28 protein-coding genes and 2 tRNA genes are annotated in these 23,569 nt (G+C 32.7%); 20 read left to right on the top strand and 10 right to left on the bottom strand.

Annotated features, from left to right (window positions below; all coding sequences use genetic code 11):
• Positions 1-7: 7 nt before the first annotated feature.
• The 3 genes from mce (at position 8) to EDB96_RS19525 (ending at position 1,211) form a co-directional block, all read left to right on the top strand.
• On the top strand, positions 8-412 hold the full coding sequence (mce, locus tag EDB96_RS19535; RefSeq protein WP_134142674.1) for a methylmalonyl-CoA epimerase: 405 nt from the start codon (positions 8-10) through the stop codon (positions 410-412).
• Positions 413-558: 146 nt separating this feature from the next.
• Positions 559-632, top strand: a tRNA-Ile gene (locus EDB96_RS19530).
• Between the two features lie 159 nt (positions 633-791).
• Positions 792-1,211 carry a very short patch repair endonuclease gene (locus EDB96_RS19525; protein WP_134142673.1) on the top strand — a complete coding sequence of 140 codons (420 nt, stop codon included), beginning with the start codon at positions 792-794 and terminating at the stop codon, positions 1,209-1,211.
• Here EDB96_RS19525 and dcm read toward each other — a convergent pair.
• Positions 1,208-2,194 carry a DNA (cytosine-5-)-methyltransferase gene (gene dcm / locus EDB96_RS19520; protein WP_134142671.1) on the bottom strand — a complete coding sequence of 329 codons (987 nt, stop codon included), beginning with the start codon at positions 2,192-2,194 and terminating at the stop codon, positions 1,208-1,210. The two genes, EDB96_RS19525 and dcm, sit on opposite strands and share 4 nt — an antisense overlap.
• Before the next feature lie 433 nt (positions 2,195-2,627).
• On the opposite strand from dcm, the gene EDB96_RS19515 reads away from it, so the two are divergent.
• Positions 2,628-2,882, top strand: coding sequence for a hypothetical protein (locus EDB96_RS19515; RefSeq protein ID WP_134142670.1), 255 nt, complete (start codon positions 2,628-2,630; stop codon positions 2,880-2,882).
• 30 nt (positions 2,883-2,912) lie between these two features.
• Here the strand turns inward: EDB96_RS19515 and EDB96_RS19510 are convergent, their stop codons facing one another.
• Positions 2,913-3,503 (bottom strand): riboflavin synthase, encoded by a 591-nt coding sequence (locus EDB96_RS19510; protein WP_134142669.1) that lies wholly within the window; start codon positions 3,501-3,503, stop codon positions 2,913-2,915.
• Between the two features lie 57 nt (positions 3,504-3,560).
• Here EDB96_RS19510 and pdxA point away from each other — a divergent pair, with 57 nt between their 5' ends.
• The 12 genes from pdxA to EDB96_RS19450 all read left to right on the top strand — a co-directional run bounded on the left by pdxA (position 3,561) and on the right by EDB96_RS19450 (position 12,048).
• The gene (pdxA, locus tag EDB96_RS19505; protein ID WP_134142668.1) at positions 3,561-4,610 is read left to right on the top strand and encodes a 4-hydroxythreonine-4-phosphate dehydrogenase PdxA; all 1,050 of its coding nucleotides are present in this window, start codon (positions 3,561-3,563) and stop codon (positions 4,608-4,610) included.
• 105 nt (positions 4,611-4,715) lie between these two features.
• Positions 4,716-5,258: a YceD family protein gene (locus EDB96_RS19500; RefSeq protein ID WP_057115166.1), complete on the top strand. Its 543-nt coding sequence runs from the start codon at positions 4,716-4,718 to the stop codon at positions 5,256-5,258.
• 9 nt (positions 5,259-5,267) lie between these two features.
• The gene (rpmF, locus tag EDB96_RS19495) at positions 5,268-5,462 is read left to right on the top strand and encodes a 50S ribosomal protein L32 (RefSeq protein WP_008465217.1); all 195 of its coding nucleotides are present in this window, start codon (positions 5,268-5,270) and stop codon (positions 5,460-5,462) included.
• 172 nt (positions 5,463-5,634) lie between these two features.
• Positions 5,635-6,633 (top strand): beta-ketoacyl-ACP synthase III, encoded by a 999-nt coding sequence (locus EDB96_RS19490; RefSeq protein ID WP_057115165.1) that lies wholly within the window; start codon positions 5,635-5,637, stop codon positions 6,631-6,633.
• 23 nt (positions 6,634-6,656) lie between these two features.
• Positions 6,657-7,142 (top strand): acetyl-CoA carboxylase biotin carboxyl carrier protein, encoded by a 486-nt coding sequence (gene accB / locus EDB96_RS19485; RefSeq protein WP_057115164.1) that lies wholly within the window; start codon positions 6,657-6,659, stop codon positions 7,140-7,142.
• A 110-nt stretch (positions 7,143-7,252) separates the two neighbouring features.
• A complete protein-coding gene (gene accC / locus EDB96_RS19480) occupies positions 7,253-8,599 on the top strand; it encodes an acetyl-CoA carboxylase biotin carboxylase subunit (RefSeq protein WP_057115163.1) in 1,347 nt (448 codons plus the stop codon).
• A gap of 358 nt (positions 8,600-8,957) precedes the next feature.
• Positions 8,958-9,254: a hypothetical protein gene (locus tag EDB96_RS19475; RefSeq protein WP_057115162.1), complete on the top strand. Its 297-nt coding sequence runs from the start codon at positions 8,958-8,960 to the stop codon at positions 9,252-9,254.
• Between the two features lie 75 nt (positions 9,255-9,329).
• Positions 9,330-9,626 (top strand): hypothetical protein, encoded by a 297-nt coding sequence (locus EDB96_RS19470; protein ID WP_057115161.1) that lies wholly within the window; start codon positions 9,330-9,332, stop codon positions 9,624-9,626.
• 29 nt (positions 9,627-9,655) lie between these two features.
• Complete coding sequence (locus tag EDB96_RS19465; RefSeq protein WP_057115160.1) at positions 9,656-9,946, top strand: hypothetical protein; 291 nt, start codon at positions 9,656-9,658, stop codon at positions 9,944-9,946.
• Between the two features lie 18 nt (positions 9,947-9,964).
• Positions 9,965-10,258, top strand: a complete 294-nt coding sequence (locus EDB96_RS19460) for a PepSY-like domain-containing protein (protein WP_057115159.1) — start codon at positions 9,965-9,967, stop codon at positions 10,256-10,258.
• A 15-nt stretch (positions 10,259-10,273) separates the two neighbouring features.
• Positions 10,274-10,570: a hypothetical protein gene (locus tag EDB96_RS19455; RefSeq protein WP_134142666.1), complete on the top strand. Its 297-nt coding sequence runs from the start codon at positions 10,274-10,276 to the stop codon at positions 10,568-10,570.
• Positions 10,571-10,698: 128 nt separating this feature from the next.
• Positions 10,699-12,048: a sigma-54-dependent transcriptional regulator gene (locus EDB96_RS19450; protein WP_134142665.1), complete on the top strand. Its 1,350-nt coding sequence runs from the start codon at positions 10,699-10,701 to the stop codon at positions 12,046-12,048.
• A 24-nt stretch (positions 12,049-12,072) separates the two neighbouring features.
• Here EDB96_RS19450 and EDB96_RS19445 read toward each other — a convergent pair whose 3' ends face one another.
• Together EDB96_RS19445 and EDB96_RS19440 are read right to left on the bottom strand one after the other, a co-directional pair.
• The gene (locus EDB96_RS19445; protein WP_134142664.1) at positions 12,073-14,508 is read right to left on the bottom strand and encodes a hybrid sensor histidine kinase/response regulator; all 2,436 of its coding nucleotides are present in this window, start codon (positions 14,506-14,508) and stop codon (positions 12,073-12,075) included.
• A gap of 175 nt (positions 14,509-14,683) precedes the next feature.
• Positions 14,684-16,585, bottom strand: a complete 1,902-nt coding sequence (locus EDB96_RS19440) for a S9 family peptidase (protein WP_134142663.1) — start codon at positions 16,583-16,585, stop codon at positions 14,684-14,686.
• Positions 16,586-16,995: 410 nt separating this feature from the next.
• Between EDB96_RS19440 and EDB96_RS19435 the strand changes: the two genes are divergently transcribed.
• Genes EDB96_RS19435 through EDB96_RS19425 form a run of 3 tightly spaced genes read left to right on the top strand, consistent with a single transcriptional unit; the run spans position 16,996 to position 19,839 of the window.
• Positions 16,996-18,108, top strand: coding sequence for an NAD(P)/FAD-dependent oxidoreductase (locus tag EDB96_RS19435; protein WP_134142661.1), 1,113 nt, complete (start codon positions 16,996-16,998; stop codon positions 18,106-18,108).
• Complete coding sequence (gene mtgA / locus EDB96_RS19430; protein WP_057115154.1) at positions 18,108-18,893, top strand: monofunctional biosynthetic peptidoglycan transglycosylase; 786 nt, start codon at positions 18,108-18,110, stop codon at positions 18,891-18,893. The genes EDB96_RS19435 and mtgA overlap by 1 nt, the downstream gene beginning before the upstream one ends.
• Positions 18,880-19,839 carry a lipid A deacylase LpxR family protein gene (locus EDB96_RS19425; RefSeq protein WP_134142660.1) on the top strand — a complete coding sequence of 320 codons (960 nt, stop codon included), beginning with the start codon at positions 18,880-18,882 and terminating at the stop codon, positions 19,837-19,839. Before mtgA ends, EDB96_RS19425 begins: the two co-directional genes overlap by 14 nt.
• A gap of 524 nt (positions 19,840-20,363) precedes the next feature.
• Here the strand turns inward: EDB96_RS19425 and EDB96_RS19420 are convergent.
• Both EDB96_RS19420 and EDB96_RS19415 read right to left on the bottom strand, forming a co-directional pair.
• The gene (locus EDB96_RS19420) at positions 20,364-20,924 is read right to left on the bottom strand and encodes a hypothetical protein (RefSeq protein WP_134142659.1); all 561 of its coding nucleotides are present in this window, start codon (positions 20,922-20,924) and stop codon (positions 20,364-20,366) included.
• A gap of 115 nt (positions 20,925-21,039) precedes the next feature.
• Positions 21,040-21,492 carry a hypothetical protein gene (locus EDB96_RS19415; RefSeq protein WP_082586731.1) on the bottom strand — a complete coding sequence of 151 codons (453 nt, stop codon included), beginning with the start codon at positions 21,490-21,492 and terminating at the stop codon, positions 21,040-21,042.
• Between the two features lie 160 nt (positions 21,493-21,652).
• Here EDB96_RS19415 and EDB96_RS21105 point away from each other — a divergent pair, with 160 nt between their 5' ends.
• Complete coding sequence (locus tag EDB96_RS21105; protein ID WP_166669332.1) at positions 21,653-21,829, top strand: hypothetical protein; 177 nt, start codon at positions 21,653-21,655, stop codon at positions 21,827-21,829.
• A gap of 63 nt (positions 21,830-21,892) precedes the next feature.
• Here EDB96_RS21105 and EDB96_RS19410 read toward each other — a convergent pair whose 3' ends face one another.
• The 4 genes from EDB96_RS19410 to EDB96_RS19395 all read right to left on the bottom strand — a co-directional run bounded on the left by EDB96_RS19410 (position 21,893) and on the right by EDB96_RS19395 (position 23,500).
• Positions 21,893-22,300 carry a hypothetical protein gene (locus tag EDB96_RS19410; protein WP_057115150.1) on the bottom strand — a complete coding sequence of 136 codons (408 nt, stop codon included), beginning with the start codon at positions 22,298-22,300 and terminating at the stop codon, positions 21,893-21,895.
• A 169-nt stretch (positions 22,301-22,469) separates the two neighbouring features.
• Positions 22,470-22,823, bottom strand: coding sequence for a hypothetical protein (locus tag EDB96_RS19405; RefSeq protein WP_057115149.1), 354 nt, complete (start codon positions 22,821-22,823; stop codon positions 22,470-22,472).
• A 288-nt stretch (positions 22,824-23,111) separates the two neighbouring features.
• Positions 23,112-23,360 (bottom strand): GIY-YIG nuclease family protein, encoded by a 249-nt coding sequence (locus EDB96_RS19400; protein ID WP_134142658.1) that lies wholly within the window; start codon positions 23,358-23,360, stop codon positions 23,112-23,114.
• Positions 23,361-23,426: 66 nt separating this feature from the next.
• Positions 23,427-23,500: transfer RNA gene (locus tag EDB96_RS19395), tRNA-Ala, on the bottom strand.
• Positions 23,501-23,569 lie beyond the last annotated feature (69 nt).

Genomic DNA, 23,569 nt, shown 5'->3' with positions numbered 1-23,569 from the left:
TGAAACAATGGTAAACAAAATTGAACATATCGGAATTGCAGTAAAAAATATGGATGATGCCAATGTTTTGTTCGAAAAAATGCTTGGCGTTCCATCCTATAAAATGGAAGCTGTAGAAAGTGAAGGCGTGCTGACTTCTTTTTTTCAAACCGGTAATAATAAAATCGAACTTCTAGAAGCAACAAATCCAGAAAGTCCGATTGCTAGATTTTTGGAAAAAAAAGGAGAAGGAATTCACCACATTGCTTTTGACGTTGATGATATCGAAGCAGAAATTATTCGCCTAAAAAGTGAAGGTTTTGTGTTGATAAATGAAATTCCGAAGAAAGGTGCCGACAATAAATTGGTTGTTTTTCTGCATCCGAAGAACACAAATGGTGTTTTGGTGGAGCTTTGTCAGGAAATTAAATAAAAAAATGTCATTTTAATTTTTAAATAAGACATTGAAAATCAATTTCGTTTTTGAAATTCAGCAAAAGATTTAAAATTAAATACAAATGATGTCTTAAAATATTTGGAGTGAATCAAAAATAGTAGTAATATTGCATCCTCTAAACCGGTCCTATAGCTCAGCTGGTTAGAGCACCTGACTCATAATCAGGTGGTCCCTGGTTCGAGCCCAGGTGGGACCACTTCTTTAGAAATAAAAAGCCTTTACAGCAATGTAAAGGCTTTTTTGTTTTTCTTCCTATTTTAAAATGAAAATAATACAATATTTAACCTCAAATAATTGAATTTTCATTTCCGTTAAATAACTAACTTTATCTGTCAGAAACAAATTTAATCTTACGATGGATAATTTAACTCCCGAACAAAGGAGGAAAAATATGCAGGCGATAAAAAGTACTGCTACAAAAGACGAAATAAGGCTTGCTAAAGCTTTGTGGAATCTCGGTTACCGATATCGAAAAAACAATAAAAAGATATTTGGTAAACCTGATATTACTTTTGCCAAATATAAAATTGCCATTTTTGTAGACAGTGAATTTTTTCATGGAAAAGATTGGGAAGTCCAGCAATTGAGAATTAAATCAAATCGCGACTATTGGATTCCGAAAATTGAAAGAAATATGAAAAGAGATGAAGAAGTCAATGCTTTTCTAGTTTCAGAAAATTGGACAGTTCTAAGGTTTTGGAGTCAAGAAATTAGAAGAAACTTAGAAGTTTGTTTGGCTAAAATTGAAGGAACAATAATGCTTTTAAGTATTTAAACCTTTTGAGCTTTTGCTTTCTTAGTTTCAATTTTTTCAATGCACTTAAATATTTCCGAGGCCAATCTTTCAATCACGGGCATGCTTACGGAATTTCCAGCCTGCTTATAAAGACTAGAATTTGAAATAGAAGGTAGTTTATAAGTGTCGGGAAAACCTTGAAAACGAAAACATTCTCTTGGGGTTAATTTTCTAAAACCAAAATCTGTCGTTATAATAGGAACATTATGTCCGCCGGTTCCCATATTTGCAGTTAGAGTGGGGCAGACTTTAGATTTATTTTCTCTTACGTATTGTCTTCTAAACTGGTAAATTCTGTCTTTACTCACAACAGCTTCTTTCAGCATGTTGTACATATATTTCTCTTCCGTGTAATAGAATTTTTTATCGACTTTTTCTTTTGTGATTAAATCGGTAATCTTTTTAGTTAACGGCTCTTTTTCAGGAAAGGTAAATTTAAAGCCTTTTTTTACGAAACTTTTATCGAAAGCAACCATGAAAATCCTTTCACGACTATGCGGAATGTTTCCAAAATCTTTGGTATTCAAAATAGCGCTGTCAAAAGTATAATTGCGTTTTTTTATTTCGCTTTGAATTACTTTCATTGTATTTCCGTTATCATGACTTTTTAAATTTTTTACATTTTCAAGAAATACAACCTTCGGCCTCATCTCGTCAATGAAATCCAATATTTTAAAAAAATGATTTCCCCTGCTGTCATTAAAGCCTTTTCTATGACCAGCAAGAGAAAATGGCTGGCAAGGAAATCCTGCGGTAAGAATGTCAATTTTTTTAAGATTTTTAACATCAATCTCCATTACATCACCTTCTATAAGAGTATGGTTGAAATTGTTTCTGTAAGTGATACAGGCTTTTTTATCAAATTCATTCGCCCATTCTAGTTTAAAACCTGCATTTTCAAAGCCTAAACAAATACCGCCGACACCAGCATATAAACTTCCAACTGTATATTTGTTTTTCATTATTTTTTGGTTTTTAAAAAAGAGCTTGTTTTTTTATTGATAGCCAATGCAAATATATTAATTCAAAAGATTGTTCCCGTGTAAAAAAAATAAGATCCAAGGTTTAAGTTTTTACGTAACTTTTAATGAAGAAATTTTGGTTACAGTTAATGTTCTTTTTTAAAATCAGGAAATTCTTATAAGCTTGTTGAATTAGTAAATAGTAATGAAAATGAGCTTTTTATGAGCTACAACGTTTTCTAAAAAGGGATTAAGCTATTTGTTGAAAAAAGTGTTAAAATTTGTTTTATGTTTTTTGTTTTAAATATTGCTTTTGTGCAAAAAACTTATACTTTTGTCCAAGATTTTGCAAATAGAAATGTATTTGTCCGAAATTTCTATTAAAGAATATTTGTTAATAATTATAGCTTGCTGTTTTAACAGCTTGAATTTTATGAAAAATCTAAAAGCCCCCTTTTTAGCAATTGCTTTAATATTATTAAATGTTTCATTTATGGTGGCTGGTCCTACACCACCATCTCCAACTGCGAAAACAGCTGGTGCGATGAGTTTAGACGATGATGACGGACCAGGTAGTGGTGGAGCTGACTTTCCAATAGACCAAAATATCTTGTTTTTACTAATTGGCGGTTTAGCATTAGGTGCGACCGTGATATATAAAAATCAAATAAAAAAAGCTTCAATTTAATTGAAGCTTTTTTTATAGGAAGTCAGTAAGTTATTTATTAATAGAATATAGTCTTGAAATGTATTTTCCAACTACATCAAATTCTAAATTGATTTTTGTTCCAACTTTGAAGTCTTTAAAGTTAGTGTGTTCATAAGTATAAGGAATAATTGAAACACTAAATTCATTAGTTTTAGAATTCACAACCGTAAGGCTTACTCCATTTACGGTAATCGAACCTTTTTCTATTGTAATGTTATTTAAATCTTTATCGTATTCAAAAGTGTAATTCCAGCTTCCGTTGGCTTCTTCAATTTTAATACATGTTCCTGTTTGGTCAACATGGCCTTGAACAATATGTCCGTCAAGACGATCGCCAAGTTTCATGCCTCGTTCTAAATTTACAATATCGCCTGCTTTCCAATCACCAATATTGGTTTTTGAAATTGTCTCATCGATTGCTGTTACGGTATAAAGAGAATCTTTAATGGCTACAACGGTAAGACAGATTCCGTTATGCGAAACGCTTTGATCTATTTTTAATTCGTTAGTTATCGAAGAGTCTACTGTTACGTGAAGATTGTTAAGGTCTTTTTTGATTTCGTGAATCGTACCAAGGGTTTCTATAATTCCTGTGAACATTGTGGTTTTATTTTACTAAATTTGCACATCAAAATTAGTAATAAATAAACTGAGCTCATGAATAAAAAAGCAGAAAATATAATTGTTGGAATTTCAGTAGGAGATTTAAACGGTATTGGAAGCGAAGTTATATTAAAAACATTCGAGGATTCTCGCATGTTAGAATTGTGTACGCCGGTTATTTTTGCAAATGCTAAAATTCTTTCTTTCGTAAAAAAAAGTTTTACCTCTACAGTTCAGTTTCACGGGATTGATAAATTAGATCAAGTTGTACCTGGAAAAGTAAATGTTTTAAATCTTTGGAAAGAAAGTATTGATGTAAATTTTGGTGTAAATGATCCAAAAATAGGGGAGTATGCGATAAAATCTTTTGCAGCAGCAACAAAAGCTTTAAAAGATGACGAAATAGATGTTCTGGTAACAGCACCTATTAATAAGTATAACATACAATCTGAAGGTTTTAAATTTCCAGGACATACAGATTATCTAAATCAGGAATTAGAAGGCAATGCGCTTATGATGATGGTGCAGGATAACTTAAGAGTGGGTTTAATTACAGATCATGTGCCTTTAAATGAGGTGGCTTCTCATTTAACAGAAGAATTGATTACTAAAAAAATTGAAACGATTAGAAAATCTTTAATTCAAGATTTTAGTATAGTGAAGCCGAAAATTGCAGTTTTAGGATTAAATCCGCATGCAGGTGATGGTGGTGTCATTGGAAAAGAAGATGATTTGGTTTTGAAGCCAGTTTTAAAGAAGCTATTCGATTCTGGAACAATGGTTTTTGGTCCATTTCCTGCGGATGGTTTTTTTGGAAGCGGTCAATACGAAAAATATGATGCTATTGTGGCAATGTATCACGACCAAGGATTGATCCCGTTTAAAACATTGTCATTTGGAAAAGGCGTGAACTATACAGCTGGTTTGAATAAAGTTAGGACTTCTCCAGATCATGGTACAGCTTACGATATTGCTGGAAAAGACATGGCAGATCACAATTCGTTTACAGAGGCAGTCTATCTTGCAATAGACATTTTTCGCTCGCGTAATCAGTATGAGGAGATTAGCCAAAAACCTCTTAAAATAAAAGAAAAACAGTTATAAACAAAAAAAGGTGAATAAGATTATTAGATTTATAATAATTTTATATCTTTGCACCCCAATTCAGACATCTAGTTATAGAACTGAATTGATCAAATTGATGTTGAAATGAGCAAAACAAAAGAATTTTTAATTCCTTTCGTAGGATTAAAACTAGGAAAACACCATTTTGAGTATCAAATAAATAACACGTTCTTTAAGGACTTTGATTATGAAGAGTTTCAAAGTTCAGATATTAAAGTGAATTTGGTTTTCGAAAAGAAAAGCAACATGTTAGAGTTAGAATTCAAACACAAAGGAACTGTAAATGTGCCTTGTGATCTAACAGGCGAAGATTTTGATCTTCCTATAAAAGGGAAAATGAAATTAATTGTTCGCTTTGGAGACGAGTTCAATAATGATAATGAAGAATTGTTGATTTTGCCGCATGGAGAACATGAATTAGATGTGTCACAATACATTTATGAAATGATTGCACTTTCGGTGCCTCAAAAAAGAATTCATCCAGGTGTTAAAGACGGAACATTACAAACCGAAGCTTTGACAAAATTGAATGAATTAAGTGTAAAAGAACAAAAGGAAGAGAGTAATAAAGAAGAAGATATTGACCCGCGTTGGGAAAAATTAAAGAAACTATTAACGGATAAATAATATAGTAAAATGGCACATCCTAAGAGAAAAACCTCGAAAACAAGAAGAGATAAGAGAAGAACACATTATAAAGCTACTGTAGCTCAAATCGCTACATGTCCTATTACAGGTGAAGCGCATTTATACCACAGAGCTTACTGGCATGAAGGTAAAATGTACTACAGAGGGCAAGTTGTTATCGATAAATCTGAAGCGGTTGCTTAATACGTTTTTGTAAATTATACTAGAACTCTCACATAGTGAGAGTTTTTTTTGTTGGTTATAATTTTTGTTTTTTAAGAAAATATAGACAAAATCGCTTCGTTTTTTTTTGTAATTTTCAAGTCTTTTAAAAATTTTTCAAATCGCAGTATTTGAAAGGAAATAATAGAATATAATGAATAAAATCACAGCCGCTATTACCGCTGTTGGCGCTTACGTTCCTGACTTTGTACTTTCTAACAAAGTTTTAGAAACAATGGTTGATACCAATGACGAGTGGATTACTACTCGAACAGGAATTAAAGAGAGAAGAATTCTTAAAGATGCTGATAAAGGCACATCTTATCTTGCTATAAAAGCAGCGCAAGATTTAATTGCAAAAGCAAATATTGATCCTTTAGAGATTGATATGATTATAATGGCAACAGCAACACCAGATATGATGGTGGCTTCTACAGGAGTATTTGTTGCAACAGAAATTGGGGCTACAAATGCATTTGCATACGATCTGCAGGCTGCATGTTCAAGTTTCTTATACGGAATGTCTACTGCTGCAGCTTATGTTCAGTCAGGACGTTACAAAAAAGTACTTTTAATTGGTGCAGATAAAATGTCATCAATTGTAGATTATACAGACAGAGCAACTTGTATTATTTTTGGTGATGGAGCTGGTGCAGTTCTTTTTGAACCAAATTACGAAGGTCTAGGTTTGCAGGATGAATACTTAAGAAGTGATGGTGTAGGACGCGATTTTCTTAAAATTCCAGCTGGAGGATCTTTGATTCCGCCTTCTGAAGAAACTGTAAAAAACAGACAGCACAATATTATGCAAGACGGAAAAACTGTTTTCAAATATGCTGTGACTAATATGGCCGATGCCAGCGAATTGATTTTACAAAGAAATAATTTGACAAATCAAGATGTAGATTGGTTAGTGCCACACCAAGCTAACAAACGTATTATTGATGCTACTGCCGGAAGATTGGAATTGGATGATTCTAAAGTATTAGTAAATATCGAAAGATATGGTAATACTACTTCTGGAACTTTACCATTAGTATTGGCAGATTTTGAAGATAAGCTTAAAAAAGGAGATAATGTTATCTTTGCTGCGTTTGGTGGTGGATTCACTTGGGGATCTATCTATTTAAAATGGGCTTACGATAAGAAATAAATTAAAACTAAAAACGAATCATTATGGATTTAAAAGAAATTCAAAACCTAATCAAATTTGTTGCAAATTCGGGCGTTGCAGAAGTGAAGTTAGAAATGGATGATGTAAAAATCACGATCAGAACAACTTTAGAAACAAATGTAACTGAGGCAACTTACGTGCAGCAATTACCAACTCAGGCAGCTTTACCTCAGGTAACAGCTCCACAAGTTACTGCTCCAACAGTTGTAAATGTAACTCCAGAAGCACCAGCTGCTAACGATTCTAAATACATAACTATAAAATCTCCAATCATTGGAACTTTTTATAGAAAACCATCTCCAGACAAACCAGTTTTCACAGAAGTAGGAAGCACTATTTCAAAAGGAGATGTTCTTTGTGTAATTGAAGCAATGAAATTATTTAACGAAATCGAATCTGAAGTTTCTGGTAAAATTGTAAAAATTCTTGTTGACGATATGTCTCCAGTAGAATTTGACCAGCCTTTATTCTTAGTAGATCCATCATAAATAAATTTAGATTTTAGATTTTAGATTTTAGAATGGTTCATAATATAAGTTTTGTTAATCATCTAAAATTATCTAATTATCAAATTGTCTAATTATCTAATTAAAATAAGATGTTTAAAAAAATATTAATTGCGAATAGAGGAGAAATTGCACTTCGTGTAATTCGTACATGTAAGGAAATGGGAATCAAAACTGTTGCGGTTTACTCTACAGCCGACGCAGAAAGTTTACATGTTAAATTTGCTGATGAAGCGGTTTGTATTGGTCCTCCTCCGAGTAACTTATCGTATTTGAAAATGTCAAATATCATTGCAGCTGCAGAAATTACAAATGCAGATGCAATACACCCAGGATACGGTTTTCTTTCTGAGAATGCTAAATTCTCTAAAATTTGTCAAGAGCACGGAATTAAATTTATCGGTGCTGCTCCAGAAATGATTGACAGAATGGGTGATAAAGCTTCTGCAAAAGCTACAATGAAAGCTGCAGGAGTTCCTTGTGTGCCAGGTTCAGACGGATTATTAGAATCTTACGAACATGCACAAAAAGTAGCTAAAGAAATTGGTTACCCAGTTATGATGAAAGCTACTGCTGGTGGTGGTGGAAAAGGAATGCGTGCTATCTGGAAAGAAGAAGAGCTTTTAAAAGCTTGGGAAAGCGCGCGTCAAGAAGCTGCTGCTGCATTCGGAAATGACGGAATGTACATGGAAAAGCTTATTGAAGAACCACGTCATATCGAAATTCAAGTTGTTGGCGATTCTTACGGAAAAGCCTGTCACCTTTCTGAAAGAGACTGCTCTGTACAACGTCGTCACCAAAAACTTACTGAAGAAACTCCTTCACCTTTCATGACAGATGACTTACGTACGAGAATGGGAGAAGCTGCTGTAAAAGCTGCTGAATTCATTAAATATGAAGGAGCTGGAACTGTAGAGTTTTTAGTGGACAAACACAGAAACTTCTATTTCATGGAAATGAATACTCGTATTCAAGTTGAGCACCCAATCACAGAACAAGTTATTGATTATGATTTGATCCGTGAGCAGATTATGGTTGCTGCTGGAATTCCAATTTCTGGTAAAAACTATCTTCCAGAATTACACGCTATTGAATGTCGTATTAATGCTGAAGATCCTTATAACGATTTTCGTCCTTCACCAGGAAAAATTACTACGCTTCATATGCCAGGAGGACACGGAGTACGTTTAGATACTCACGTATATTCAGGTTATAGTATTCCGCCAAACTACGATTCTATGATTGCTAAGTTAATTACAACAGCGCAGTCTCGTGAAGAAGCTATCAGCAAAATGCGTAGAGCTTTGGACGAGTTCGTAATTGAAGGTGTAAAAACTACAATACCTTTCCATAGACAATTAATGGATGATCCACAATATATCGCAGGAGATTATACAACTGCATTTATGGATACATTTAAAATGAAAGATCCAGAATAATTATAAAGGCTGTCAATTTTTTTGACAGCCTTTTTTCTTTTATATGCACTTTATTTAAAATTCCAATAAATAAACTCCAAATTCCAACTTGGAGTTATAATTTGAACCTCAAACATTGGAATTTGGAATTTGTAATTTTAAAATTTGAAATTTCTTCTAAGGTTACACTGTAAGTGTTTACTTATTACACACCTTTTTTACCTTTTACACACTTTTTTAAATTTGTCTTTTTTGGGCATATTTAATCAAACCCTTTAAAAATAAGGGTTTATAGCGTTTGGCACAGTTCTTTTCTATTACGGCATAATAATTTCATTACTTAAAGCGTAAACAACTATTAATATTAAATATATACGTTATGAAAAATTTATTTTTATCAGCCGCAATTGTCTTAGGAAGTTTAACTTCATTCGCTTCAAATACACAAGTAACAAATACAATCGTAAAAACGATTTCTATTGAAGACGAATACACAGAGATCAAATTAGAAGAATTACCAGCTGCAATTACAGAAGCTTTGAAAAAAGCATATCCAGAAGCAGTAATTACAAAAGCATATAAAAACGAAAAATCAGAGTACAAACTTGACGTTACTGTTGGTGACAAAGTTGGAAATCTTTTCGCTAATGCAGACGGAACTTGGATTAAAAAATAATGTAAAAATAGATTGGTGTGAAAATCCAGTTCAAGAATACTAAAATCAAATTAACAACATTAAAATATAACTATCATGAAAAATTTATTTTTATCAGCCGCAATCGTTTTGGGAGGTTTAACATCATTTGCTTCAACTTCGCCAATTTCAAATACTATCGTAAAAACAATCTCTATCCAAGATGATTATACAGAAATTAAATTGGAAGAGCTTCCAACAGCTGTAACAGATGCTCTTAAAAAAGCATATCCAGATGCTGTGCTTACTAAAGCATTTAAAAACACAAAATCTGAGTACAAGTTAGAAGTAACTGTTGGAGATAAAACCGGAAATCTTTTTGCAAACGCAGACGGAACTTGGATTAAAAAATAATCTAAGACTAACCCTTAAAAACTATTACTATGAAAAAGTTGATTCTATCGGCAGCAATTGTTTTAGGCAGTTTGTCGATGCACGCAGAAACCACTGCTGTAACCAGCCCAATGGTACAGACAGTTAATGATCAGGATGGATATAAAGAAGTAGACGGAGTTCCGGCAGCTGTAAAGAAAGGCTTAGACGAGGCTTATCCTGGTGTAGTGCTTGAAAAAGCATGGGTAAATGACAAAAAAGAGTACAAAATTGAGATCACTGTTAGAGGTGAAAAGTCAATTGTCTTTACAGACGCTTCTGGTAACATTCTTAAAAAATAATTTTTAAACCACAATATTATGAAAAAGTTAATCTTATCAGCAGCGATTGTTTTAGGAAGTTTATCGGTAAATGCCGCTATACTGCCAGCAATTTCGATTTCTCAATCAGTACTAATTCAAGATGAATTTACTGAAGTAGCTGCAGACGCCGTTCCGGCAGCAGTAAAGTCTACAGTTGAAAAATCTTTCCCGAAAACTAAGCTTGAAAAAGCTTATAAAAACGAGAAAAACGAGTACAAACTTGAAATTTCAAATGGAGACAAGAAGTATACTATTTTTACAGATGCTTCTGGTAATATCATTAAAAAATAATTAAAAATCAGCATCATGAAAAAATTAATCTTATCAGCAGTTATCCTTTTTGGAACAATGTCAATTCATGCAGATGTATTGCCAGTTTCAGAAGATATTAAAACTACTGTCATTATTCAATCAGAATATACAGAAGTTGCTGCAGATGCTGTGCCTGCAGCTGTAAAAACAGCCTTGCAGACCGCTTACCCAGGTGCAAAACTGGAGAAAGCATTTGTAAACGAAAAAAAAGAGTATAAACTCGAAATATCAGTTGGAGACCAAAAGGCTACTGTTTACTCAGATGTCAATGGTAACTGGTTGAAGATATAATTAGGTGAATTTAGATTTATGTTTTTGGTGAAAAAGAGATTGCGACGTGCAATCTCTTTTTTTTTGCATAATTTTGTGAAAATACAATTTTAATAGTCTTATTTTAGCAAAAAACTCCCTAAACTCAAATGCCGAAGATATTATTGATAGAAGATGACATCGCGTTTTGCAAATTATTAGAAAAATTTCTAATTAAAAAAGCTTACGATGTAACGATAGCTTTCTCTGCTGCAGAAGCGCGTACAGCAGTTAAAAACGAATCTTTCGATTTGATTTTGACAGATCTTCGTCTGCCTGATTTTGACGGTATTGCTTTAATGTCAGAATTCAAAAGTTCATACCCCAATATTCCAGTCATTTTGATGACGGGATATTCGGATGTAAATACTGCAGTCAAAGCCATTAAAAATGGTGCGGCAGATTATATTTCTAAACCTTTCAATCCCGATGAGGTTTTATTAGTTATTACTAACGCTCTAAAATCGCAAGAGCTGGAAGACGAAACCGAAACTCCGGTTAAAGAAAAAAAGAAAGTCAAAAAAACAGTTTCTACAGAAAATGAGTTTGTAAAAGGAATTTCTGTTGCTTCTAAAAAACTGTTAGATCATATTGAATTAGTTAGTCCAACTGATATGTCGGTTTTAATTATCGGCGAAAGCGGAACTGGAAAAGAAATTATTGCAAAAAGTATACATCAGCAAAGCCAGAGAAAAAACAATAATTTTATAGCAGTTGACTGCGGTGCTATTCCGAAAGAATTAGCTGCGAGTGAATTTTTTGGTCATTTAAAAGGATCTTTTACAGGAGCGATTAGTGATAAAATGGGTTATTTTGAAGCAGCAAATGGTGGAACATTATTTTTGGATGAAATTGGAAATCTTTCATATGAAAATCAAATTCAGTTGTTAAGAGCACTTCAAGAAAGAAAAATTAAACCCGTTGGAAGTAATAAAGAAATAAACGTCGATATACGCATTATTACAGCTACAAATGAAGATTTGCGCGAGGCAGTAAAAAACGGCGATTTTAGAGAAGATTTATATCATAGAATCAACGAATTCTCTATTCAGTCACCATCTTTAAAAGATCGTGACGAAGATTTAATGGTTTTTGCCGATTATTTTTTAGAAAAAGCCAATCAGCAATTAAATAAAGATATTATTGGGTTTTCTCCAGAAGTAGTTACTATTTTTCAAAACTACAATTGGCCAGGTAATTTACGTGAACTGCAAAATTGCGTAAAACGTGCAACTCTTTTATCTCGTGGTAATTTTATAGAAAGTGATGTACTTCCAGCAGAATTTTTTCAAATTCAAAAACAACAGCCCGCAGCAGGAATGTCATTATCTGAAAATGAAAGAGAGACTATTATTCACGCTTTATCAAAAGCACAGAATAATAAATCGGAGGCAGCGAAGCTCTTAAAAATTACTAGGAAGACGCTTTATAATAAATTGAAACAATACAACATAGAGTAAAGCATTTTTAAATGCTTTACTTTTTTATACCTCTTGTTTTAATTCTTCAAAAAGGACATTCATTTTTTCTTTTAAATCGATAAACATACTTTCCAGATCTAAAGTATTCAAATCGTCTTTTTCTAATTTCTTTAAAATCTCACCAATTTCATTCGCCTGAATTTGTTTAAACATTGGTGCAATACGATGTGCAATCGATTTTATTTCGTCGTGATTGTTTTCTTGTATAGCCGTGCTCAAAAGACCTATATTTTCTATACTGCTGTCTATGAAAGATTTTAGAACCTCTTTCAAAGCGGATTCATCTTGACCAAGAAAATCTTTTAAAGTATCTAAAGAATACATTTGAGAAGAATGATTTTCTGCAGTTTCTGAAAATTCAGTATCTGGAATTTCTTCATTGTCTAAAATATGCTGGATAGTTTCGAGCAAAATTTTTGGCGAATATGGCTTTTTGACAACAGTAGAAAAACCAGCTTCTTTATAAACCGAAAGGTCCAAATCTGTTCGACCAGTTAACGCTATTACGGGCTGATTTTTGAAAACAGAATCAGGAAGTTCACGAAGCTTTTCTAAGAACAAAAATCCGTCGATTTCTGGCATCTGAATATCAGTAATCACAAAATCAAAAGGCGTGTTTTGAATGGTTTCTAAAGCCTTTGCAGGATTGCTAAAAGATAAAACCTGATGTTGTTCTTGTTTTAAAACACCACTTGTCAGATTCAACAGATTAATGTCATCGTCAACAACAATAAAAGTTTGTTTTTTAGTGTTTTTTAATGGCTTGTTTTTGACTTTAGTCGTAGTTGGCTGGCTATTATCAAAAATTAATGGCAGTTCAACTTTAAAGGTGCTTCCTTTGCCATAAATACTTTCTAAACTTAAAGTTCCGCCCAAAATAGAAATAATCTTTTGGCAGATCGATAATCCTAAACCAGTGCCACCATATTTTTTCTCGATATTTTCATTGGCTTGTGCAAATTCTTCAAAAACTAATTTTTGATTTCCTTTTTCAATTCCAATTCCCGTATCTTGAATAGAAATAGTAAAAGTCTGGTCTTCATTCGCGTAAGCGGCAATTCTAATATGTCCTTCCTCTGTAAATTTATATGCGTTTCCAATAATATTGGTTAAGATTTGTTTTAGTCGAAAAGGATCACCAACAATGCGTTTCTGAAATTTTTCATCGACATTAATAATCAGGTCAATATTTTTTTCCTTGTAAACAGTTTGAATGTTTTTAGCAACATCTTCAATAATTTCAGGAAGTAAAAACGGAACTTTTTCGATGGCAATTTTTCCCGCTTCGATTTTCGAAAAGTCCAATAAATCCTGTACCAGCTGTGTAATATATTCCGAAGAATTTTTAATGTTTTTTACAAAATAAGACTGCTTGGTATTAATATCTGAATTTCCTAAAAGTTCAGAATATCCCACAATCGTACTCAAAGGTGTTTTTAAATCGTGGCTTACGGTCGAAATTAATTGCTCGCGGCTTTTAAGCAGGTTTTTGGTTTTGAAATTGGCAATTTCCAGTTGTTTTTTATAAACCTGTGATTTAGAATAATCACTCACAATTAAAATAGAGAAAAACACTGTCAGCAATAAACCAATAACAGCAGAAGCCGTCACGATTTCATTGACTCTTTTTAGTGATTTTTCTTTTAGTGAATTGTTTTTTATCGAATTGATAATGATTTCTCGTTCAATAATTCGAAGTACTTTTCGCAGCTGATCTGAAATCGCCATTTCGTTTTGAAGCAGTTTGTTTTCTTCAAAATTTAGGGATTCTTTCTTCTTTTCAGCTTTCATTTTCACGGTGCTCAACAGCTTTTTAGAATTTGCTAAAATAGAATCCGAAGCTTTTTTGCTCAACGTATTGGTGCTGTCGTCTGGAATATTTTGATTGAGATAATCTACATATCGCTGTAAAACACCACGCTGATAACTTCCCAATTGATTTGGGTTTTTAGTAAAATCCTGAAGTTCGAGTTTTCTCAAATTAAACTCCATTTTCGTGATTTCGTCAATAGCATTATTTACAGAAGTTTCGTCATCTGCTTTATTTTTTATTTCTTTTAACTGCTTGATGTTTTTAGTCTTTTCAGATAAAAGATAAGTCACACTATCCAGAAGTGTTTTTTGATATTCTGTAGTAACAATTTGTTTTAAAGTATCAATGCGAAGACGAAGCGAATCTGTCTCTATCAAATAATTTTTAAAATCTTTTTCGGAGTTATTTTGAATAGTCTGTCTTGCTAAACTTTCTGTTTTATAAACGTTTGAGAAAAGTTTACTGACTCTAAGAATTTTGGTTTTTTCGAAAGCGATTTTGTCTTCCAATTTGTTGTAAACGACATTTTCAGAATATAAAAACCATCCAACTGTAACAACCAAAGCCAATAATGCAACATAGCTGAATAAAACTTTGAGTGCCGTGTAACTTCTTTTGCTCTCCATATTTTGCTGAAAATGTTTTTAAATTTGGGATGATCTAAACTCCTGCAATTTATCTAAAAAAATCTGTTTACCGAAAAGTAAATCTCTTCGATATGTTACATAATTATAAGGTCTGCAAATAAAAACAGCCGTAGATTATGTAAATCTACGGCTGTGAATTGATCTTTTTTATGAATTAAAGAGTTTCATCTAACCATTTAAAAAATTCACCTTGCCAAACCTGAGCATTTTGAGGTTTTAACACCCAGTGATTTTCATCTGGAAAATAAACAAAACGGCTTTTAATGCCTCTTAACTGTGCAGCCTGAAAAGCTTCCTGTCCTTGTCCGATTGGCACACGGAAATCTTTTCCTCCTTGGAAAATTAAAATTGGTTTATTCCAGTTCTGAACCAGAGTTGCAGGATTAAAAGTAGTATAAGCTTTTTGAGCTACAGCATTATCTTTTTCCCAGTAAGGCCCGCCGAAATCCCAGTTGTTAAAGAAAACTTCCTCAGTAGTTCCTAACATTGAAACAGTATTGAAAACACCATCGTGAGCAATAAAAGTTTTGAAACGGTTTTTGTGAATTCCAGCTAAATAAAACACAGAATATCCGCCGTAACTAGCACCAACACATCCTAAACGAGTTTTGTCAACGTATTTTTCTTTAGCAACATCATCAATTGCAGAAAGATAATCGTCCATAACTTGTCCGCCCCAATCTTTACTAATTTGCTCGTTCCATTCAACACCATGTCCTGGCATTCCACGACGGTTTGGAGCAACCACGATATAACCTTTTGCGGCCATCAAAGAGAAATTCCAACGGAAAGAATACGATTGTGTCAACGCACTTTGCGGCCCGCCTTGGCAGAATAGTAAAGTTGGATATTTTTGGGAAGCATTAAAATTTGGAGGCAAAATTACCCAAACCAGCATTTTTTTGCCATCTGTAGTTGTAACGTAACGTTTTTCGGTTTTGCTTAAAGTTAAAGATTTGTACGTTTCTGTATTCACATTTGAAAGCTGTTTCCAAGTATTTTTCTTCAAATTGAAAGAGAAAATTTCACCAGCATGATTCATGTCACTTCTTGTAACAATAATATCATCTCCAGAAAAACCTACTAAATCATTCACATCAAAATCTCCGTTTGTCAACTGGCGAACATTGATTGCGATTTTAGCTAAACCAGGAAAATTAACAGAGAAAAGTTGTTTCGTTCCGTCAATTGGAGCTACAAAGAAAACTGTTTTTCCGTCTTTACTCCAGATAAAATTATCTACAGTTCCGTCCCAGTTTGCCGTTAAATTAGTTTTGATTCCTTTAAACTCAACAATAATATCGTTTTTATCAGACTCGTAACCGTCGCGTTTCATTTGTAACCAAGTTAAATTTCCTGTTGGAGAAAACTGCGGTGCAGTATCATAACCTAAATTACCTTCGGTTTTATTAATAGTTTTTTGAGTTTCTAAATTGTACTCATAAATATCTGTGTTTGTAGAAATCGCATAAGCAGTTCCTGCTTTTTTCTTGCACACATACAAAATACTTTTGCTATCTGGCGACCAGATATAATCCTCGTCACCGCCAAAAGGTTTTTGCGGAGAATCAAAAGTTTCGCCTTTTAAAATGTCGATTCCTTTTGCGCCGTCTTTGTTTTCTTTATAAAAAACATGGTTAAATTTTCCTTCATTCCAAGTATCCCAGTGACGGTAATCTAAACCATCATAAATTTGCGCATCAGATTTGGTCAATTTTGGATAAAAATCTTTTCCTAAAACTTTATCAATTTTTACTTCTTCATTGTAAACGATAAATTTTCCGTCAGGTGAAATGTTTTTATCTGCCAAGATATCTTTTGTATCTTTAATTTCAACTGCATTTCCTCCATTTACAGGAATCGTATAAATTTTAGAAGTCGACTTATTTTCTTCTACAGAAGGCGTAGAAACTTTAAAAACAACATTTTTTGCATCTTTAGATATGCCAAGAGGTGTCACTCTTCCTAATTTCCATAACAATTCTGGTGACATAACATTCTGTCCGATAGCGTTTAAACTCATCATTATTAAGGTTGTTAATAATACTTTTTTCATAATCAAATTATTCTATTTTTTGTGGCGCTAAAAATACAACAATAAAATTCCAATATTTTAAATTCCAAATCCCAATTATTGTTAAAACTTAGATAAAAATTCCAAGATTTAAAATTCCAAATTCCAATTTTAATTTAGACAATTGTAATCATGTTTGTCACCTTTAGCGTTCCCAGACTTCGGGAGAAGGACATAATAGGGGCGGGCTTCTCCCGAAGTCTCGGGACGCTAAGCCTGACAATGAGTTGAAAATTATATTAGTTAAATATTTGTAAGCTCGTCAAAAAAAAACTTATAGTAGTTTTGGAATTTGGTCCCGAACCCTCGGGATAAAAAATTGTAATTTAATTCAATATTGGAATTTGGAATTTAAAAAATTGTAATTTAACCCAATATTGGAATTTAGAAAGATGGAATTAAGTTATTGGGAATTAAAAAACTGGTTCACGAATATTGATTATACAATTGTGGGAAGCGGAATCGTTGGCCTGCATACGGCATTGCGCTTACGCGAAAGATTTCCGACAGCTAAAATTCTTGTTCTCGAAAGAGGAATGCTGCCTCAGGGTGCAAGTACAAAAAATGCTGGTTTTGCGTGTTTTGGAAGCCTTTCTGAAATTTTGGAAGATTTAAAAACACATTCAGAAGATGATGTAGTAAATCTTATAGAAAAACGTTGGAGAGGTTTGCAGCTGCTTCGAAAAAGATTAGGAGATTCTGCGATCGATTTTAAACCTTACGGAGGATATGAATTGTTTTTGAAAGAAGATGAATTCGGATTTAATGAATGTGTTTCTAAAATTTCTTTTATTAATGAAGTACTAAAACCACTTTTCAAAGCTGATGTTTTTTCTAAAGAAATAGACCGTTTTGGATTTGGAAATATTCAGGAATATTTGATTTTTAATCCGTTTGAAGCGCAGATTGATACTGGAAATATGATGCAGGAATTATTGAAGCAGGCAGTTGCTGCCAATATTTTAATTCTAAATCAGCAAACGGTAACTTCTTATGCAGATGCGAGAAATCATGTTGAAGTTGTTCTAAATGATTTTAGTTTTAAAACTAATAAATTGCTTTTTGCGACAAATGGTTTTGCGGGAACTTTAACCAGTGGAGCTGTAAAACCGGCAAGGGCGCAAGTTTTAATTACAGAACCCATTCACAATTTAGATATAAGAGGAACGTTTCATTTAGATCGCGGTTATTATTATTTTAGAAATATTGATAATCGAATTTTATTAGGAGGAGGACGAAATTTAGATTTTGAGGCAGAAACCACAATCGAATTTGGACAGACGAAAATTGTACAAAATAAATTGGAAGATTTGCTGAAAAATGTAATTTTACCAAATCAGGATTTTCAGATCGCGCACCGATGGAGCGGCATAATGGGAGTCGGAAACAGTAAAAACCCTGTTGTTTCTCAACTGTCTGAAAACGTGTTTTGTGGAGTGCGTTTAGGCGGAATGGGAGTAGCAATAGGCAGTTTAATAGGAACAGAATTAGCAGATTTAATATAATGGCAGCACCCAAAAAACCAGTACCAAAAAAAACAACCGCAGCGAAACCAAAACCAAAATCCTCTCCTAAAAAAGGAAATCGATCTTTAGGAGAAAAAATAAAGTGGTTTTTTATAAAAGCAGCTTTATGGTTTTTCGGACTATCAATTGGGTCGGTTATATTTTTTAAATATGTTCCCGTTCCTTTTACACCCTTAATGATCATTCGAGCTATCGAAAATAAAATGGGAGGAAAGGAAGTTTATTTTGATCACGATTGGGAACCAATTGAGAAAATCTCAATGAATCTGCAAAAAGCAGTAATTGCTAGTGAAGACGCTACTTTCTTAACGCATAATGGCTTTGATTTTAAAGCACTTCAAAAAGCCTATAAAAGCAATGAACGCGGACGCCGAATTCGCGGTGGAAGTACTATTTCGCAGCAAACCGCCAAAAACGTCTTTTTATGGCAGGGAAAAAGTTATTTACGAAAAGGTCTCGAAGCTTATTTTACAGTTTTAATAGAATTAATTTGGGGAAAAGAACGTATTATGGAAGTTTACCTCAATAGTATTGAAATGGGCGATGGTGTTTACGGCGCTTATGCGGCAACAGAACACTGGTACCGTCGAGACGCTTCGAGTTTAACACCAATGCAGGCGGCAGGAATTGCGGCCATTCTTCCAAATCCAAGAAAATTTAAGGCTACAGGTTCTTCAAGTTATATAAATAGAAGAAAAGAACGAATTGTGCGCGAAATGCGATACGTTGGAAAAATCAATTATAAAGGTGATGGGAAAAAGTAAAAAGACTTTTTTTGCTTTTCTGATATTAACAGTAACGTTGACTTTTGGACAAGGAAAAACTTCAGAAATAGGTTTTATATCGGATAACGATTTGTATACTTCGTCTAAAAATGACATGTATTACACTAACGGATTGGAGATTTTTTATCGTTTTTTATCAAAGAATGAAAATCCGAAAATCAATAAAAAAGTAACAGAGTTCCGTATCGGACAATATATTTATAATCCGAGATTTATAAATAAAGAAGCAGAGTATGTAAGCGATCGGCCCTTTACTGCCTATCTTTTTGCAGAAGCAGGGAGAAGCTTTTTTTATCAAAGTGAGTCAGTTTTAAAAACCGATTTTCAGCTGGGCTTTATGGGACCAAATGCTTTAGGAGAAGAAACACAGGTGGGTTTTCATAATTTAATTGGCTACAAAAAAGTATACGGTTGGGAGCATCAACTTCACAACGCTTTTGGAATACAAGCGCATGTAATGTATGCTAAAAAAATGTTTCCTTCAAAACACAACGATTTTGTCGATCTGTACTTTCAGTCAGAAGGCAGACTGGGAACAATTTATACAGGTGTTTCAACAGGTTTTATGGCAAGATTTGGTTTTAAAAGACTGACACCAATTTACAATTCTAATATGTATCATGCTTCTGTAAATTCAGAAGCACAGCCCAACATAAGGGAGTTTTATTTCTACATGGCACCAAGTGTCAATTACCAATTTTACGATGCCACAATCGAAGGAAGCTTGTTTAATCATACCAACCCAATTACCTTCGATTTGGTTCCACTTCGTTTTAATGGTGAAGCAGGTTTAAAATACCGTCACAATAATTTCAATATTTCGTATTCTTTCCTCTACCGCGGACGCGAATCAAAAGGTGATATTAATGATACTAATCGAGGTTATTTTTATGGGTCTATTCGAATGGGGTTTTTGTTGAGGTAGATTTTCTATGCACAAAGGCGTTAAGACGTGAAGATTTTTTTAAAATGAAAGTTTAAAAGTTATGTGGAATTATTTTTTCTTGTTCTTCTTTTTTGTCTTTTATGCTTTTATGAGCTATAAATGCGGATCGTTTTTGATTCCAAACTTTGTCGTTGGATTTATTTTATTACTATTCTTAACCTATTTTTATTACAAATACAATGATAGAGGATTGATTCTGATTTCTATGTTTAATCTGTTCTTGTATGCCCTTTTATTCCTTTCGTCAATATTTATTTATTTTGATAGAGAAAACGAAAAAAGAACTTACTACATATTTCCTATTCTTATCTCTTTTTTATTAATGATTGTACAAAAGCAGACTATGAATTATGAGGCTCTTTGGGGTATATACATACCAGTTGCTGGGGCATTTTTTCCTTTGTATTTTTTGAAGTATTACTTAAAATACATGAAGGAAGAAGTTTGATAATAAGTGAAAATTTTTTACAAATCCACGCTATCTACTTTAAATGCTTTCGGATTTAATCCATTTCCATGTTTTTAGACAAATCCTCCCATTTTTGATCCAGACAAACTATAGTATTTTCCATTAGAGCGACATTCACATCAGAAGTGCTTTTTACTTGCGGACTTAATACTGCTTTTTCATTTTTGAAATAAATATAAGCATCAACATTGCTGTCTCCCCAAAAGTATGGGTAAACTATTGCTCTGTTTTCCGTGCTTTCGGTAACGAATTTTTCCATACTGACGATAAAAGCAAGCATGGGCAGCATTTCAACATAATTTTCACTGAAAAACAACAGTCCCCATTGCCATTCTTCTTTCGCTTCATCATAGTCTGAAAAAGCCATTGCTTGTTTGTATTCCATCCATCCATCAAGAACTTCCTGATTGGTTTTTTCATTGTAGGAACGAAGATATTCTGGCGTTAAATCCATTTTAGAATACATTTCACGGCTGTCCCACCATTTTTGCCAGTTGTCGTTTAAGGTTGGTTTTTCGGGAGCGCTTTTTAAAAAATTTTCTAGCTGCGCTTTTGTGATTTTTACTTTAGAGAATAAAGAACTTAATTCAGACATTATTTAAGATTTTAATGAAACATAATTAAACAATCAGCGGTTTGTTTTTAACGATTATTTTGAAATTTATATAAAGAAATATACTGATAATGAGATCGAATCTCAATACTATTTTTTATTTCGACTCATGCTTTTTTAGAATATAATGTAATGTAAATACTGTAATTATAGATAAAATGGAAATAGGTAAAAATGACAATGTAAGCGTATGAAGCAATTCTTCTGTAAATAGAAATGTGCTCCACGAAGATTCTCGATCAACAAAAATGCTGTAATTCCAGAAAAACCATATTGAAATTAAGAATAATAATTGAAGAAAAACTATTGAATAGCTGTTTTTAAGGAAAGAAAGAAACCGAAAAACTATTGATAATAAAATTGAACAAATGAAAGACATTAAATAAGCGTCATAAGAAAAAGAACAGTCGAGACAGCTGCTTGAACTTCTTTCAGAAAGGCTTCCCATTGTCCAGTAAATTTGTATAAAAGTAACAATGAAAATTGTAATCGCAGTTATAGAAAGTTTTAGTAATAAAGGGAATAATTTAATTTTTAAGGTTTGATCCATTTGTTTTTATTGTCCGAAAGGTTTACTTGTTTAGATTTTGACAAAAATAAAAATAAAGAAATATTTCGGGAATTGGCATTGTTTAACTTTAAAGAAACACTTAACCTTTTGATAATATGTTTAATAATTAAAATCTTTACATTTAATTAAAATTCAAACTATGGAAATTAATTGGATTGTAATAGGAGTTGTAGCACTATTAGTTATCATCTTGGTTATTTTGACACTCAGAAAAAACCAAAAAGAAAAAAGGAAATTGGAAAATTTGCTGAATAATGATTTCAAAAAAACAGACAAAGACGACGTAGATGCTGAAGATTCGGCAAATGAAAAATAAAAATAAAACCGCATAGCAACTAGTTATGCGGTTTTTATCGTTTATTTTATAAAAAGGTAGATTTTATTTTTTAGTATAAATTCCTTTAAAAGCTCCTTTAGATTCTATTTCTGTATCTGATATTTTGACAAAACTATAAGTTCTTTTGGAAGAAGCAGAATTTTTATATTGTAAAATATAAGAATCATCGGTTTGTGTTTGCGTAATTTCTGGATCTTCATCCTGAATGATGTAATACTGTACTTCTCCTTTAGCCGAATAAAGATTTCCATAAGAGTTACAAGTAATATCAGATTTTGTAAATTCAAATATTTGACCTTTAGAGTCAATCCATGTTCCTTGAATCCACTGAGGAGGATTAATTTTAGCGTTGATATTATAACCACCATCAATACTCATACCATCTTGACTTTCGTCAGATGAACATGAATACATAAAAACTAGACTTAGTAAAACTATTAATTTTTTCATCATTAAATTTTTTTACAAAATTGATTCGATGAAATTTGAACGAGATACTGGTTTAGTTTTAAATATAATAAATTACGACATTTTTTTAGAAAAAAAATGATGCCATAAAAGAATTCTTTGGTCCAAAACTTCTAAATAATAATTTTGATAATAATGCTTAATTATGGTTTTATTCTGAAATTATTATTACAAAATAAATAACAGATACAATTAAGAGAACTAATCCGATTATTAGTAATATGTCATCTTCCGCAGAACTAATGCTTTTTTTGACTAGATAATAACGATCGATCAACATTCCGATTTCGTAAAATAATAGAAAACCAATTAAGGTTAATAAACCATATACTTTTTCTAATCCGCCGCTTCCGCTAAAAGCTCCTTCGTGGGCAAACCAGCCAATAATTAAAGCTAGCGGAATAATTAATAATGTTGATTTTATAAGAAGCGGACTTCCTTTCCAGAATAATAATGCAATCAAAGCTATTATTGGTAGTAATAACCATCGTAATAATAATGTCATTTTTAAGTCGATTTTACAGATTAGTAATTTGTATGGTAAAGCTTAAATTTTGCTAAGGTTATAATTTAATGTAAGTTACTTAAAAATGTTTTTATTTGTGCAGGTTGTCTTTTAAAGCTGTAATTCTGCTATTAGATATTAATGCAAAAGGCTATTGTTGAAGTTTAAATTTTCCATTCTACGTTTTTTGTCGCCATCTAAATAAAAAACCGTATCACAACTAAGTAATACGGTTTCTGTGGAGAATATCGGATTCGAACCGATCGCCTTCCCGATCCATGGGATACTTTAGCCTTTTGTAGCTATAAGATTCTCAATGTATTTTCTACTTTTCATTTTTTTAATTTGCATTTCTCTTTGGTAAGCTTCACTTCTTGTATGAAAAGTTTCGAAATATTTTATTTTCCAATCCTTAGCTGTTCTTGTAAATTTACTTCTGCTGTTTAAATGATCATTTAGACGTTGTTCGATATTTTGGCAAGATCCAATATAATATTTATTCAGTGAATAAGAATATAAAATATAAGTGTAAAACATAGTTTGATATAAATGAAAATACCCAAACAGAATCAATATCTGTTTGGGTATTTTTTTAATTATTAGTGGAGAATACCGGATTCGAACCGGTCACCCCTTGCCTGCCAGGCAAGTACTCTAGCCAAATGAGCTAATCCCCCTTTTGTTTTGTGAAGAATATCGGATTTGAACTGTCACCTTCCCGATTTTCATCGGGATACTCTAGCCAA

It is taken from the genome of Flavobacterium sp. S87F.05.LMB.W.Kidney.N, from assembly GCF_004366435.1.
Classification (GTDB): Bacteria; Bacteroidota; Bacteroidia; order Flavobacteriales; family Flavobacteriaceae; genus Flavobacterium.
The sequence above is the reverse complement of the archived record's forward strand: the minus strand, read 5'-3'. Positions and strand labels throughout refer to the sequence as shown.

What these genes read in the sequence shown, in the direction of transcription:
- EDB96_RS19455 (WP_134142666.1), top strand. Translation starts at nt 10,274, where the DNA reads ATGAAAAAATTAATCTTATCAGCAGTTATCCTTTTTGGAACAATGTCA.
- EDB96_RS19515 (WP_134142670.1), top strand. Translation starts at nt 2,628, where the DNA reads ATGAAAAATCTAAAAGCCCCCTTTTTAGCAATTGCTTTAATATTATTA.
- EDB96_RS19405 (WP_057115149.1), bottom strand. Translation starts at nt 22,823, where the DNA reads ATGACATTATTATTACGATGGTTATTACTACCAATAATAGCTTTGATT.
- EDB96_RS19525 (WP_134142673.1), top strand. Translation starts at nt 792, where the DNA reads ATGGATAATTTAACTCCCGAACAAAGGAGGAAAAATATGCAGGCGATA.
- EDB96_RS21105 (WP_166669332.1), top strand. Translation starts at nt 21,653, where the DNA reads ATGGAAATTAATTGGATTGTAATAGGAGTTGTAGCACTATTAGTTATC.
- mtgA (WP_057115154.1), top strand. Translation starts at nt 18,108, where the DNA reads ATGGCAGCACCCAAAAAACCAGTACCAAAAAAAACAACCGCAGCGAAA.
- EDB96_RS19425 (WP_134142660.1), top strand. Translation starts at nt 18,880, where the DNA reads ATGGGAAAAAGTAAAAAGACTTTTTTTGCTTTTCTGATATTAACAGTA.
- EDB96_RS19420 (WP_134142659.1), bottom strand. Translation starts at nt 20,924, where the DNA reads ATGTCTGAATTAAGTTCTTTATTCTCTAAAGTAAAAATCACAAAAGCG.
- rpmF (WP_008465217.1), top strand. Translation starts at nt 5,268, where the DNA reads ATGGCACATCCTAAGAGAAAAACCTCGAAAACAAGAAGAGATAAGAGA.
- pdxA (WP_134142668.1), top strand. Translation starts at nt 3,561, where the DNA reads ATGAATAAAAAAGCAGAAAATATAATTGTTGGAATTTCAGTAGGAGAT.
- EDB96_RS19460 (WP_057115159.1), top strand. Translation starts at nt 9,965, where the DNA reads ATGAAAAAGTTAATCTTATCAGCAGCGATTGTTTTAGGAAGTTTATCG.
- EDB96_RS19465 (WP_057115160.1), top strand. Translation starts at nt 9,656, where the DNA reads ATGAAAAAGTTGATTCTATCGGCAGCAATTGTTTTAGGCAGTTTGTCG.
- EDB96_RS19510 (WP_134142669.1), bottom strand. Translation starts at nt 3,503, where the DNA reads ATGTTCACAGGAATTATAGAAACCCTTGGTACGATTCACGAAATCAAA.
- EDB96_RS19450 (WP_134142665.1), top strand. Translation starts at nt 10,699, where the DNA reads ATGCCGAAGATATTATTGATAGAAGATGACATCGCGTTTTGCAAATTA.
- EDB96_RS19500 (WP_057115166.1), top strand. Translation starts at nt 4,716, where the DNA reads ATGAGCAAAACAAAAGAATTTTTAATTCCTTTCGTAGGATTAAAACTA.
- accC (WP_057115163.1), top strand. Translation starts at nt 7,253, where the DNA reads ATGTTTAAAAAAATATTAATTGCGAATAGAGGAGAAATTGCACTTCGT.
- EDB96_RS19445 (WP_134142664.1), bottom strand. Translation starts at nt 14,508, where the DNA reads ATGGAGAGCAAAAGAAGTTACACGGCACTCAAAGTTTTATTCAGCTAT.
- EDB96_RS19400 (WP_134142658.1), bottom strand. Translation starts at nt 23,360, where the DNA reads ATGTTTTACACTTATATTTTATATTCTTATTCACTGAATAAATATTAT.
- EDB96_RS19470 (WP_057115161.1), top strand. Translation starts at nt 9,330, where the DNA reads ATGAAAAATTTATTTTTATCAGCCGCAATCGTTTTGGGAGGTTTAACA.
- accB (WP_057115164.1), top strand. Translation starts at nt 6,657, where the DNA reads ATGGATTTAAAAGAAATTCAAAACCTAATCAAATTTGTTGCAAATTCG.
- mce (WP_134142674.1), top strand. Translation starts at nt 8, where the DNA reads ATGGTAAACAAAATTGAACATATCGGAATTGCAGTAAAAAATATGGAT.
- EDB96_RS19440 (WP_134142663.1), bottom strand. Translation starts at nt 16,585, where the DNA reads ATGAAAAAAGTATTATTAACAACCTTAATAATGATGAGTTTAAACGCT.
- EDB96_RS19410 (WP_057115150.1), bottom strand. Translation starts at nt 22,300, where the DNA reads ATGAAAAAATTAATAGTTTTACTAAGTCTAGTTTTTATGTATTCATGT.
- dcm (WP_134142671.1), bottom strand. Translation starts at nt 2,194, where the DNA reads ATGAAAAACAAATATACAGTTGGAAGTTTATATGCTGGTGTCGGCGGT.
- EDB96_RS19435 (WP_134142661.1), top strand. Translation starts at nt 16,996, where the DNA reads ATGGAATTAAGTTATTGGGAATTAAAAAACTGGTTCACGAATATTGAT.
- EDB96_RS19415 (WP_082586731.1), bottom strand. Translation starts at nt 21,492, where the DNA reads ATGGATCAAACCTTAAAAATTAAATTATTCCCTTTATTACTAAAACTT.
- EDB96_RS19475 (WP_057115162.1), top strand. Translation starts at nt 8,958, where the DNA reads ATGAAAAATTTATTTTTATCAGCCGCAATTGTCTTAGGAAGTTTAACT.
- EDB96_RS19490 (WP_057115165.1), top strand. Translation starts at nt 5,635, where the DNA reads ATGAATAAAATCACAGCCGCTATTACCGCTGTTGGCGCTTACGTTCCT.